Here is a 12684-nt window from a genome sequence, read left to right on the forward strand (position 1 = left end):
TTTACATAGTTACTCTGTCAATCAGATCCGTACTGGTACTAGAGTCGGTCGAAACGGAATAGTATCTCTCGTGACATAACAACTCTCAATTGTACCTTTGCTTTTTCGTGGGTTGACGGTCTTTGCCGGTTCTATGTCGTTTCGTGGGTTCTCCGGGCGAATACCAAGTTCCTCAGATGATTCATCCCCGTTCCCCCTCTCGCTAAATTCATATCGCACACGGGGTGTGGGGGTAGCTTAGTGACGAGATCCCATCTCACTCAGGATAGCCGAGAGATATTCTTGGTACTATCCGGCCCGAGACTACGTCTGATATTTCATCTTGCACACGGGGGGTGCCTCCGCCGAGTTCTTTTGACTCGCCTTGACATCAACAGCTGTTTGATGAATTATTCGGGATTTCATATCGCACACGGGGGGTGACTACGACCAATTGATTTCGCCCGCGGTTACCCAACTCCATCTACGACCCTCGCCTAAATACACTCTACCTCTTGAATTCGGATGATTTAACCTCGCACACGGTATCAATATTTATTTATAGTTTCGACCTAACTGCGCAAACATGCCTGACGGCGACGATCAAGAATCCCTCTCACAATCTATTAAAGGCCGTCTTCAGGAGGGCGTTCAGAACTCTGTCTTTCGAGATAAGGGACTTCTCGACCCGGATGCCGTCATCGATGAGGACCGGATTGTCGGTCGCGATGACCAACTGGACGACATCATCACCTACCTACGACCGGCACTACAGGGGAATCGACCACCCAATATGCTCCTCTATGGGCCGTCGGGAACCGGCAAGTCACTCATCATCAATGCGGTCTGTCAGCAGGTTCTCGAACTCGCGACCTCGCAAGGAGATCGGTTCGGCGTCATCAAAATCAACTGCCAGACGATCAAATCCCACGACCGGGCTGTCTATCGACTTGTGAAGAACGCGGCTGAAGAAGCTGGCGTCGACGTCGGCGTCCCAGAGAGTGGGATTTCGACTGACCAGAAGCTTGATCGATTCTACGAGATTTTGAGCAACAACTTCGACTCAGCTATCATCATTCTCGACGAGGTCGACCTCCTGGTGGGTCGGCAACGTGATCCGAACGATGAGCCGGCGTATTCGAAACTGCTCTACCAACTGTCGCGAGCCTCCCAGCTTGGTCGCATCGAGGGGCACGTATCCGTTGCTGCGCTTACGAATGACCCCCGGTTCATGGAGGATCTCGACGGCCGGGCAGAGAGTTCGTTCAATCCGCAGGACGTCGTCTTTCCCGACTACGATGCGAACCAACTGCAGGCGATTCTCGAACGCCGTCGCGACGCGTACCAAGACAACGTCCTTGAGGACGGAATTATTCCGATCAGTGCCGCATTTGCTGCTCAGGATCACGGTGACGCACGGAAAGCAATCGATCTGTTCCGAAAGGCGGGTGAAATCGCCGACCGAGCTGAAGAAGATGCGGTCCGTGAAGCGCATGTTCGCGATGCTCAGAAAGAGGCCGAACGGGACCGAACGCTAACACAGATGCAGGGATTATCAACGCAGAAGAAACTCTCACTTTACGCCACCGCGATTGTTCCTGTTTACTCGCAGCGAAATTTGAATGCTGTCCCCAGTACGGTTGCCTACCGGGTGTACCAGTATCTCACCGACATTCTAGATGCTGCTGAAAAATCGCGCGACTCCTATTTGCGATATATGAATGAGGCTGAAACCTATAATTTCGTCACGTCTGAGAAACGTGGGCGCGGCTACGGCAGTGGTGTCCACAAGGAGTACACATTTGTCGACGATCCGAAAGTGGTCGCCGAGACACTCCAGACTGACTTCCGACTTGAGGGTGCTGAACACGAGGAAGATCTTGTCAAATCTGTTGTCAACGCGCAGATAGACGATTTCTTCGAAGGGAACTAACACGAAGAGACGCCGACGGCGGCACCAAATTCATTTCGCACACGGGGTGTCTCCTCTAGACTCATCAGTCAATTCATCTCTCACACGGGGTCCACGCGGAAAGCGACCAAAATCATATCGCACACGGGGAGCCCTACCTCGACTCTGTCGGCGAATTCACTTCGCACACGGGGGGTGTGATCCGACGAAATAACAACAGTTGTCGTCTTATTCGTCCGGGTTGACTGGCCCTTTATATTTGGAGATTACCTTATCGCCTTCCCGCCACTGCCAGTAATAGTAGCGGTTGTCGTTGATCTCCTTGATCGTGACTGTAGCTTTCGGCGGGACGTTGTCCGGAAGCTCATCCTGCCGCTCGTCAACCTCGTCCTCATCCGAGTCCTCCTCGAGGCGGACCTCGCAAGCTTTGTGCTCTGCTAGCTCCTCGATGTAGCGTGCAACGTGCTGGAGTTGGTCTGGAGAGTAGCCATTGAGTGTGTTGAGGATATCTGTCGGGAGGTCCGCCGGCGGGGTCGGTGGCTCGTGGGAGATTAGCGGTTGGCTTGTGTTAACCAACAAAGCGCGTATTGGCATAGATTTGTTGGTTAACCACATTTCGTGTTATCACGTCTTTATGATAGACGACGGCAGCCGCCACCGCTCGTACTGCTTACTGCTGTTCAGCCGCGTCGACACCCACGAGGCGGACCTCCGAGAGCAGGCGGCGAAGTATGGCCTCGAAGCCGAAATCGACGCCTTACTGCGCTACCTCGAGACGCACGGCGAGGTCGACGACGACCGGCTCCCGGAGTGGGACGAGTATCAGGAGCTAGCGGTTGACTACGAGATGTGACTATCCTGAGACCGACCGTCGTCGCCAGCCGTGCCGTCTGCCAGCGTCAGTTCGGGTCGTAGGGATTCGTTGCTGTATCGAGCCGATAGACATCCTCGACAGCGTCAAAATCGTCATCAAACGCATACAGGTAGCCGAGTCCCTCGGTTTGCATATACGCGATAATGCAGGCATCGACGAAGGAGAGGGGTTCGTGTTGGCGAAAGAGGGCCTTCCCTGTCGCGAGGGCGTCGGTGGTGAGGGAGTCGATGTGGAAGCGGGCGTTTTCTTCGATGCGATCAAGGAGATCGACGGCTGCGTCGTGGCCGGCGTGGGTCGTGAGGCCGTTGAGCGTTTCCGCGAGCACGTAGTCGAGGACGACTGCTTCCGGAAGCGTTCCATTGTCGATGCCTTGGAGCACCGGGAGCGCAACGTCGTGGGATCCATCCCGCCGATATGCGGCGGCAAAGAGGACTGTCGTATCGATGAGTGCCCGAGGCATTTACTCGACGTCGACGCCCCAGGCGTCGTGATCGCTCGTTACATCGGTCGACTCCTCACCAGCGTAGCCGTCAAAATCGGCGAACGTACCCGTTTGCTGTTGGATGACCTGCACTCGGATGCTCCCGTCGTCTTCGAGTTGCCAGCGGAGCTGATCACCATCGTCGATATCGAGTTCACGTCGAATCCGGGCAGGGATGTTTGCTTGATTCCCGGACACCTTACTTTCGGCATCGATCCTGTCGCTGCTCATATCTCTCAGTAGGTAATCGTCTGTGAAAAGCCTAGTGTGTCGCCACACTACCCTGCGCTACAGGAGAGATTCCAATGGAAAGTCATTGATTTACTCCGAGAGTGGTGGGGACCGTCCCTTGGACCACGGAACATTTGCGCTATATTTTGTGATCCACCTAACGCATATGCCTGCATCACCGGAAACCCGGTGCGGGGCGGTGCAACGACTCGGTCAACTTAACCAACAAAAGTAGATAGTAGCTGCCGCTCTTGTGTAGAGCTACGGAAAGACCCTGTAGTTACACTGAGCCGGCCATAATCTGGGAGTATGTCTTCTGCTCAGCCGGCGTTCGGCGCAACGTTTCGAGAGCTGATCGAGCTGGGCGTCGTTGATATCGACACCGAGCCGCTCGATGCCCGGATCGAGCGGCGACTCAAGGAATTCTGGGAGAATACGTCCTGTCCACGGTGCGGGCACAACTCCGTTCAAACGTGGCCGCATCTCGATCGCGTCTGGTGCCGTGACTGCAATTTCAGGCCGGTCTACACCTACGGAACGCCGTTTCACGAGAAACACCTCACCTGCGGCGAGGTATTTCTCGCATTCACGCTCTACGCAGATACGTTGCTCAGTATCAACCAGATCGCACCGTTCTTGATCGGGCCTACAAAACCGTTCACACGGCGATTCAGGAGGTGGAAGCCGCGGTTCAGCGCGGCTTCCCCGCCGTCTGGAGACTCCTCGACCAGACTATCGATGGATCGATACAAGTGGACGAATCTGGCAGAGTCTGCTCGGGCTACAAAGGCCAAGAGCCGCCGCGGAACAGCCGTTCTCGCGGCGGCTCATCCCAGACAGGTCGATCACGCTGGCGGGGCCGCCACGGTGATCAGTTGACACTCGTCGCGGCGTGCCGCGACTCGCTACGTGTAATTCGTGGCCAACTGGGTATTGATTACGAAGGTGATCTTGAGCCTGTGATTCAGGAGGCTGAAGACCTCTCCCAGCCGCTGGGAGAGGTCTGGACCGACGGACTCCAGGCATACCGACAGATGGACTTTGACCACCGAACGGTCGTACACAAAGGGAGGTACGTTTCGCCAGAAGGCGTCCATATTAACCAGGCTGAGTGCCTATTTTCGCTTGTTCAGCCGTAGTTGCGGAAGTTCCGCGGCCTGTCCAAGCAGGGCTTGGAACAGGCCGCTCACACCTTCGGCATCGTTCGCTCCCTCACCCTGGCTGGGGAATCCGTCCAGTCAACCATTGATTGTCTCGTTATCGGGGCTTTCCACAATTCTACATAAGAGCGAGAGCGAGACTCCTTTTGAAATAATAATGTCCATCGAATGCAGGTGTTTTCGATTGTTCACTCGCCCTCTGTGTTGATGACTGCCTCTTGCCCACCGGCCAATTTCTCATCCACGAAAGCCGAGCAACCGAAGGCCGTTTAGCGAGACGAGAACCGTTGACCCCTCGTGTCCGACTACGGCAAGCGGGAGCGGGATTCCACGGAGGAGGATCGTACCGACCATGAGTGCAATCGCGCCGAAGGCGATGGCGAGATTGATGGTGAGTGTTCGGCGAGTCCTGCGGCCGAGGCCGAGTACGTAGGGAATCTTGCTGAGATCATCGCCCATCAGTACCACATCAGCAGTATCGAGTGCGACATCAGTCCCTGCACCCCCCATCGCGATGCCGAGGGTCGCTGTGGCGAGGGCTGGGGCATCGTTAACACCGTCACCGACCATCGCTACGTTCTCGTGTTGTTCGACCAGCTCTTCGATCGTCGCCACTTTCTCTTCCGGTAGCAGTTCCGCCTGGACTTCGTCGATGCCGACCTCGTCGGCAATGCGCTGTGCGACGCGCTCGTTATCGCCCGTCAGCATGACGATATGCTCCACGCCGAGCGATCGGAGCTTGTCGATCATCTCGGCCGCGTCAGGGCGAACGGTATCGGTGAACGCAAGCCACCCCAAGACGCTGATGTCGACGTGACTCTCTCGGGCAACGAGGACGCTCGTTTTTCCCTCTTCCTCTAAGGTTTCGAGCCGGCTGAGGCCGGGTTTGAGACCGTCGACTGATTCGTCTCCGAGAACTGTCTGGAAGTAGCTCCGGTTCCCGATATGGATGGTTTCCTCGCCGACGTCAGCTCGAACCCCCTTCCCGGCTACCGACTGAAACCGTGCGGCGTCGGGTGTGTCGAGTGATCGTTCGTCTGCTGCCGCCACGGTCGCACGAGCGAGGTGATGCTCCGAGCGGGCCTGCACTGCGGCCGCGAGCGAGAGAAGCGAGTCCTCGGTTAGTGTCTCGTCCGCCGCACTATCACGGACGAATACGTCGGTCAACTGCGTGTCGCCCTGTGTGAGTGTGCCGGTCTTGTCGAAGGCGACTGCGTCGATATTCGCTGCTGTCTCGACGTGTTCGCCTCCCTTGAACAGCACGCCCTGCCTGCCACCGGAGGCGATTGCTGAGAGGACTGCCGCGGGCGTCGAGATGATGACCGCACACGGCGAGGCGGCGACCATGAGCGTCATCGCGCGGTAGAACGTCCCCGTGAACTCACTTCCGAGCGCGAGTGGAATTGCGATAGCTGCGATTGTGAGCCCGAACACCCCGAGGACGTACGGTTGTTCGAGCCGGTCGATGAGCCGCTGTGTCGGGGCCTTCTCGCTCTGGGCTTGTTCGACCATGGTGATAAGGCGGCTGATCGCCGACTCGTGGGCCTGCCGTGTGACTTCGATTTCGAGGCTCCCACTCTCGTTGATCGTGCCGCCGAACACCTCGTCGTCGGGTTCCTTCGGTACCGGGACGGATTCGCCGGTGAGCGAGGCCTGGTCGACCGTTCCCTCGCCGGACGTGACGACGCCGTCGAGCGCAATCTTGTCACCGGGGCGGACGACGAACACGTCACCGACATCGATGTCATCGATGGGTACTGTGACCTCCTCACCGTCACGAAGGACCTGCGCTTCGTCCGGTCGCATCTCGACGAGCGACTTGATCGCCCGCCGCGAGCGGCCGATTGCGTAGTGTTGGAGCGTGTTCGACAGCGAGAACAGGAAGAGAAGCATCGCACCCTCGAAGGGTGCTCCGATCGAGAGCGCCCCGAGCGCGGCGACGATCATCAACAGGTCGATGTCGACCGCACGGTGGCGCAGCGTCTCGATGGCCCCTTTGAGTCCGTACCACCCGCCGAAGACGTACGCGACGCCGTAGCCGCCCCACATGAGGAGTGGCGGGCCATTGAGCCATCCTGTCGCGAGGCCGGTTACCATCCCGAGCAAGGTTAGACCGACAAATACGGCCTCCTGCCTGAGTTCCGAGCGTGTGGTCACCTCGTCGGGGGCCGTGTCGCGCTCGTTCTCGATCGAGACGTTGCGGTCGCGGACCGCTTCTCGAAGTTGCACCCCCGAGGTGACGCTCTCGTCGTAGGTGATTCGAACGTTCCCCGTTCGGAACGAGACGTCGACATCGTGGACACCGGGTGTGTCTCCAAGGTAGCGTTCGAGAGCTCGCGCACCCGCTTCGCCGCGACCGCCTCGTCGTTCGATCTGGATGGTACAGGTCGATAGCGGAGGCGACTCAGTAACGGTCACGCGATATCCCTATGTACTGTACTATGGTTTTGTATTGTCGGTCTGTCATTGTGTTTCTGTCTGACTGCGTACGAAGCGGGTGTTTCACACGGTGGATTCTCGTCTGCTCCCCCGGTCCGAATGCTTCAGCTGATGATCGTCACCGGGATTCGCGCTCGGCGGGTAACTGTCTCGGCAACGCTCCCGAGAAGTGCACGGTCGATTCCTGAGCGGCCGTGGCTGCCCATGACGATCTGATTGACATCGTGGTCGTCAGCGTATTCGAGGATTGCTCGTCCCGGTTTTCCGACTTCCGTGACGGTAACGAGTTCGGTATCACGTTCCGCCGCGAGGTCCGTAGCCGTCGCATGGATTCTGGTTGCTCGTTCTTTGGCATTGTCGTACCAGTCCTCGGCAACTGGTAAGCCGCCAGCCTCCACATCGATAACGGAGTCGAGAGGATTGATAACGTAAATCGAGGTGATGGGCGCGTCCGGGAAGGTCTCGATAGCGTATGTGAGCGCCCGCTCTGAAAGCGGGGAGCCGTCGAAGGCGATGAGAACGTTGACAGGCATGAGAAACTATTTGATGCTGAATTGAAATGAATGTACTGCTCAGTGGGTTGTGCGACGACGATTCGTCTTGGTGCGTTCAGATGAATCGGGTTGGGGAGCATCACTCGTTTGGATTCGACGGTTGAACGCCAATCGTTTTGACAACCTGCTCCCTCGATTTGGTTGTATCGACCTCCGAGTAGTTCACACTCGAAGCGTCCATCGCCTGAAGCATGCCACTCACGCAACTCTTCGAACAGTACGTCAGTCTCGGTATCTTCGTCCTCTCTGGGGCCTCAGCGTCCTCAGCTTCCTCGCCTGGCGCCGAGAACGTGATCGTCGCATGCGAATCGTCAGTTCCGGTATCAAACTCTGTTGGTAGTGTCTCACTGTCATCACGCAAGAACGTTTTGAGGCCTTGTTCGACGCGGCCCTGGTGAATATCGAACACCCCGCCGGTTCGGTCGTTGTATTCGATTCCACGGCGAACGATTCGGACAACGTGTTCGTTCCTGACTTCTCCTTCACGGTTGAGCTGGTTGACGGCACTCGCCGCATCGAAGGTGTTCAGCTGGGCTTCGAGTGATTCAGCCGTTTTTCGGGTCGCAGTTGCCCCAGCCTCGGCCCGAACGCCCATCGCCTGAATCCGAAACGTCGTGTCACAACACTCGAACTCGCGGTAGGTGTTCCCGAACCGTTCATAGACCGATGCGAGCGGACCCGTCATCTCAGTCACTCTTCCTCTTCGTGTTCTTCCTCATGTTCTTCGTTCCCGTGTTCCTCTTCGTCTTCATCCTCGTCGTCCTCTTCATACTCCTCGTGTTCTTCGTCCTCGTATCCGGACTGTGTCTGGGCTGCTGGGGTGAACTCCTGATTCGGCGTCGGCGCATCCGCAGTAACCTGTTGTGAGTCGTCTGACGCAGGCGTATCTGGTGAGTTAGGTTGCTCGCCAGCCTGTGCGAGGCCGCCGCCGGGCAGAGCAAGGGCTCCAGCGACACCAGCTGTGAGGAGCGCACCGACGAGAGTGAATGCGACGAGTTTGTTCTTCGGGACAGGAACGCGCATAATTAGCTACCCCTCTGTTTAGAACCGCTATCTTCGGCGTGGCGGTCGTTGCATTCTGCCATTGCAGATAGAGGGTTGAGACAGGCTTAGTAAGGCGTTCGCGTCCAACCATCGAATTTTCGTACGGCTATCGAATCGATTCAGAGCGCGAGGTGGATTCTGAGTATGTATGTGACTTCGTTATCGAGCAACTGGCACTACTGGCAATCCCCTGTTTGCCCTGCGTACGGAATGAAGCGTACTCGATCTGACGCGCTATCGATCTCCTCGTCCAAGCCGGATTGACTGGCGAGTATGAGCACTCACCGGTGATTACAGCGGACAACACGCTGACGCTACTGAAGAAGGAAACCGGGATCGGGTAGTGAGGTACTCTGTTCGGGTTAGCGCGCCGTCTGAGTGGCTACGCTGCTGGAAGTCTCGAAAATTTGTCCATATGGATGGGTGTGTGACAAGAATGGCCGCTTGGAGAGCCATCTGGGCAGTTTCCGCTGACCGAATCGGTCAAATCCACGCTTCACAGCCCTGCTAAACTCGCTGTAGTCTCAACATCACAACTGTGCCAGAAGTTGAGACCGGTGCTCTCAATGTATATGCTCTGAGCGACACAGTAGTTCCCTCAACGTACTATCATCTGTCAATATCGGGCGTTCTGCATGAACTGGAATGAATTTGTGCCTAACCTGTGGCCGATTTCGGCAATCGACTAAGTCAGATCCCCGGCCAGTACGATCTGTATGTCATCGGGTATCTCTCGGAAAGCGTTTCTTCGCGCAACTGGGGTCGCACTTGCTGCGACTATCGCAGGGTGCAATAGCACAACCGACAACAGCGGACCGAACACCAATACACAGTCCGCTTCTGAGGCCTCTCCGCAATCTGAACAACAGAATGACGACTCTCCGACGTTCGGTAATTTCTACGTCGGCAACGCAAACACAAGCAGTAGTACGGTCATCGACGGACGTGCTGAAGTCGTATATACACAGCCCGAAACAGCCACCGACAAGTCACCCGTCGTAATGGTGCCCGGCCTTGGGTTGTCACCGTACATTTACCGGACGACACCTGACGGTCGACGCGGCTGGGTGGAGTACTTTGCCGAAGCTGGCCATCCAGTGTATGTATTTAACCCGCCTCGAAACGTCGATTCAGGTGGCTTAGACACTGCTGCCCTCCAGAACTCTGACTCTGTGTCACTCTCCCGGTGGTCTATCGATCGAGCCTGGCCGACGTGGGGGTTCGGACCTGAAGCCGGTGACCCATACGAGGACGTTCGATACCCGGTCGAGTCGGTCGACCAACTCGTTGCGTCATTCCCCGCATACGTTAGCACTGGTGGCGGAGGTGGCGGTAGACAAAGTGGAAGCCAGACGGGTGGACGTGGCAGCGACCAGAACCCCACACCTGCGGATTCCACTGAGACCACAGCTGGAACCCAGACTGGGTCGACTACCGGAGGTGGCGGTGGGAGCCGGTTCACACCATCCCAAGAGACTGCCGCCCTAGAGGCGCTTCTCGATCGTGTTGGTCCGGCAGTGCTGCTCGTTCACTCAGCGGGCGGTAGTTCCGGATTCACGGTTGCACAAGCTATGCCGGACCTCGTTGAACGGATTGTCGCAGTTGAGCCGGTCGGTGCGCCGACTGACCCGCAAACTGTGGCGGAGATGGGTGGTGATGCACCGTTCATGGGTGTGTATGGCGATTATGTCGACGAGCGTGGGCAGACTGGTCGCAAGGAAGCGACCCAGACAACTGCAGAGTTCGCAGGAGAGACAAGTCCCGCATCGACGCTGCTTAGCCTTCCAGACGAAGGGATATCCGGAAATACACATCTCATGATGCAAGACGACAATAACGGTGAAATCGCTGATCGGATTATCTCCTGGATCAGTGACTAATTCGGGGTATAGTATCGTTCGGACCGAGACAGAATGTATTTGCACCGACCAAATGAATACTCAATAGATGCGGCAGTTGCTCTGGTGGCTCATTGGTGGGTCTCGTGGAGGCCGCAATCGGCTTCGTATCCTCCGCGCACTCAATGACCAGCCACGAAACACCAACCAATTGTCGAATGACCTAGATTTGAACTACAAAACAGTGCAGCACCACCTCGAAGTCCTCGAAGAGAGCAATATCGTGACCACGGAGGGCGACAATTACGGGCAGATGTACTTCCTCTCAGACCGAATGATGAACAACCTCGACATCATGGAAGACGTGGCGGAACAGGCCGGAGTTGATGATGATTCGTAACTGGATCAAGAGTCCACTTGGAACGACAGTAGCGAGTGCGACCGCCGCGAGTGGTATCGCACTCCTAGTCGCACTCTTCACATCAGTTCCATCCCATGGCCCTCCGTCGAGGGCGCTGTCCTCCCAAGTTGAACTGCTCATTCGGATGGAGGTTTTCTTTACAACTCTAAACCTCGTGTTACTGGTGGCACTCGCAGCCATCTACATGCAGCTTTATCGCGACCTTCCGAACAAGTACACAGCAAGCCTGCTTGTGCTAAGCCTCGCGCTGCTCCTATACGCGGGTACGTCAAATCCAGTAGTACACAATGTCTTCGGCTTCCGACCTCGCCCAAACATCGGCGCGTTCGTGTTTCTCCCGGACTTCTTCATCGGACTTGCCATTTTAGTTCTTCTCTATCAGAGCCAGACCTGAGTTCGCATCAATTTTTCAGATCTATGAGAAGGATTTCATAGACTGATTTCGTTCACCGATTAGACGGACTCTCTCGAAGTCGGTGTCACCGGTCGCCTCCGCAGTTCGGGCAGCGGTATGGCGGACGACCGCTCGGACGTCGGGCTGTTTCAAATAAATAACGCTCTTGGGTAAGCGATTGTTGGTGGCGTCATAGCGCTGTTTCAAGGATGATTTTGAGCGCTTCGTCGCCGGGTTTTCGGCGGACGCATTTTCGAAGCAGTAACGCTCTGAGACAGGGTGTGAGGATGAACTCGAAAAGAACCAGCTCTACGGGGGTATGCAAGAACTTACGACACAGGGACACGCTGTCTTGTGTGCGCTTGCATATCACCAGGCGCTTGACGAAGTTCCTATTCGTTCTCGTGACCTTTACGACCGGTACATCAAAATATGCGACCGGCTTGATGCCGATAGCGTTAGCGAACGGCGTGTCCGTGACCATCTATCGGATATGAATATGCTCGGACTCATCAGCGTGTACGAGCGCAATGAAGGTCTTTCCGCTGGTCGCTATCACGAATACGAACTTGATGTTCCGCTCAAAGCCGTCCTTGATGTCTAGCTGTCGACCTCGCGATTCGAAGAAGTCGCGAATATCATCCAATCAACCGCTGAAGACAACAATATGCTGCAAGCAAATCTTTCGAATTACTGAATCACGCTTTCACCAATAGCTTCGGAAATGGTGGTGTGTAGCTGCGGAAACAGTGGTGTGTTTCGGTATTGTCTTCACATGAACTAACGGTGTATTGCAGGACTGGTAGCTCTCTCTTGGACTATGACCACTCGCTCAGGGTCGTATCTCGAGTTTCTGTAATGTGGCTGGATGTCCGTCCGGTCAAATCCAAGTGACGAGAGAACGCTCTCAGCAGTTCGAATGAGTTGTATCTGGTAGTAGTTCGGGTCGTAAAACGCAACATCTTCATGAGCCAGCGTAACCCGATCTCGCGAGGATTTCTCATCGTCGCCAGCTATGTGCTCAATATCTTACCTGAATGATATGATGGTTGTATTGGATTAGACAATGTGGCTATTTCTCTAGTGTGTATGCGACACATGTTCTGTGTGGTGCCTGAACACGGTGGATTCGAGACCGTCCATTTATATACTCCCCTCCCATCGGATGTAATGCGAAGGTCGCGCCGGGAAGCGCTCTCGGAACGACACCCCAACGCCACCGTCGTGGTGGCCTGGGTCACTCGCTTAGAACGCGAGGCCACCGAGGCTTCGTGTTCGTGTATGAGGATTCCACCCCTGCGGTCCGCCGTCAAGATGGAATCTGATGTGAGCCCACGGACCCATGCAGTAGTCAACA

General features: G+C 56.0%; 12 protein-coding genes and 3 pseudogenes. 7 read left to right on the top strand and 8 right to left on the bottom strand.

The window, feature by feature from the left end:
- Window positions 1–565: 565 nt before the first annotated feature.
- Window positions 566–1912 (top strand): orc1/cdc6 family replication initiation protein, encoded by a 1347-nt coding sequence (locus tag C442_RS05925; RefSeq protein WP_008308684.1) that lies wholly within the window; start codon window positions 566–568, stop codon window positions 1910–1912.
- Window positions 1913–2119: 207 nt separating this feature from the next.
- Here the strand turns inward: C442_RS05925 and C442_RS05930 are convergent, their stop codons facing one another.
- Window positions 2120–2443 (bottom strand): hypothetical protein, encoded by a 324-nt coding sequence (locus tag C442_RS05930; RefSeq protein ID WP_049942872.1) that lies wholly within the window; start codon window positions 2441–2443, stop codon window positions 2120–2122.
- On the opposite strand from C442_RS05930, the gene C442_RS05935 reads away from it, so the two are divergent.
- Window positions 2388–2744, top strand: coding sequence for a hypothetical protein (locus tag C442_RS05935; RefSeq protein ID WP_449404547.1), 357 nt, complete (start codon window positions 2388–2390; stop codon window positions 2742–2744). The genes C442_RS05930 and C442_RS05935 overlap by 56 nt on opposite strands.
- Window positions 2745–2790: 46 nt before the next feature.
- On the opposite strand, the gene C442_RS05940 is transcribed toward C442_RS05935, so the two are convergent.
- Window positions 2791–3225, bottom strand: coding sequence for a PIN domain-containing protein (locus tag C442_RS05940; protein ID WP_008308689.1), 435 nt, complete (start codon window positions 3223–3225; stop codon window positions 2791–2793).
- Complete coding sequence (locus C442_RS05945; protein ID WP_004965070.1) at window positions 3226–3477, bottom strand: AbrB/MazE/SpoVT family DNA-binding domain-containing protein; 252 nt, start codon at window positions 3475–3477, stop codon at window positions 3226–3228.
- Window positions 3478–3786: 309 nt separating this feature from the next.
- On the opposite strand from C442_RS05945, the pseudogene C442_RS05950 reads away from it, so the two are divergent.
- Window positions 3787–4763: pseudogene (locus tag C442_RS05950) on the top strand (IS1595 family transposase).
- Window positions 4764–4874: 111 nt separating this feature from the next.
- Here the strand turns inward: C442_RS05950 and C442_RS05955 are convergent.
- From C442_RS05955 to C442_RS05970, 4 genes are all read right to left on the bottom strand, one after another.
- Complete coding sequence (locus tag C442_RS05955; RefSeq protein WP_008308700.1) at window positions 4875–7055, bottom strand: heavy metal translocating P-type ATPase; 2181 nt, start codon at window positions 7053–7055, stop codon at window positions 4875–4877.
- Window positions 7056–7180: 125 nt separating this feature from the next.
- Entirely contained in the window at window positions 7181–7609 is a 429-nt protein-coding gene (locus tag C442_RS05960) for a universal stress protein (RefSeq protein WP_008308702.1), read from the bottom strand.
- A 100-nt stretch (window positions 7610–7709) separates the two neighbouring features.
- A complete protein-coding gene (locus C442_RS20890) occupies window positions 7710–8315 on the bottom strand; it encodes an FAD:protein FMN transferase (protein ID WP_008308703.1) in 606 nt (201 codons plus the stop codon).
- A gap of 5 nt (window positions 8316–8320) precedes the next feature.
- Complete coding sequence (locus C442_RS05970) at window positions 8321–8653, bottom strand: hypothetical protein (RefSeq protein ID WP_008308704.1); 333 nt, start codon at window positions 8651–8653, stop codon at window positions 8321–8323.
- A 1592-nt stretch (window positions 8654–10245) separates the two neighbouring features.
- On the opposite strand from C442_RS05970, the gene C442_RS22520 reads away from it, so the two are divergent.
- From C442_RS22520 to C442_RS05985, 3 genes are all read left to right on the top strand, one after another.
- On the top strand, window positions 10246–10554 hold the full coding sequence (locus C442_RS22520; RefSeq protein WP_008308705.1) for an alpha/beta hydrolase family protein: 309 nt from the start codon (window positions 10246–10248) through the stop codon (window positions 10552–10554).
- A gap of 67 nt (window positions 10555–10621) precedes the next feature.
- On the top strand, window positions 10622–10912 hold the full coding sequence (locus C442_RS05980; protein WP_008308706.1) for an ArsR/SmtB family transcription factor: 291 nt from the start codon (window positions 10622–10624) through the stop codon (window positions 10910–10912).
- Between the two features lie 184 nt (window positions 10913–11096).
- Window positions 11097–11327 (top strand): hypothetical protein, encoded by a 231-nt coding sequence (locus C442_RS05985; RefSeq protein WP_014030570.1) that lies wholly within the window; start codon window positions 11097–11099, stop codon window positions 11325–11327.
- A gap of 190 nt (window positions 11328–11517) precedes the next feature.
- On the opposite strand, the pseudogene C442_RS21480 reads toward C442_RS05985, so the two are convergent.
- Window positions 11518–11613 (bottom strand): annotated as a pseudogene (locus C442_RS21480) (IS1595 family transposase); the annotation flags it as partial.
- On the opposite strand from C442_RS21480, the pseudogene C442_RS20900 reads away from it, so the two are divergent.
- A pseudogene (locus C442_RS20900) lies at window positions 11611–12024 on the top strand (cell division control protein Cdc6); the annotation flags it as partial. The pseudogenes C442_RS21480 and C442_RS20900 sit on opposite strands and share 3 nt — an antisense overlap.
- Window positions 12025–12684 lie beyond the last annotated feature (660 nt).

The organism is Haloarcula amylolytica JCM 13557, assembly GCF_000336615.1.
In the GTDB taxonomy this organism is placed as follows: domain Archaea; phylum Halobacteriota; class Halobacteria; order Halobacteriales; family Haloarculaceae; genus Haloarcula; species Haloarcula amylolytica.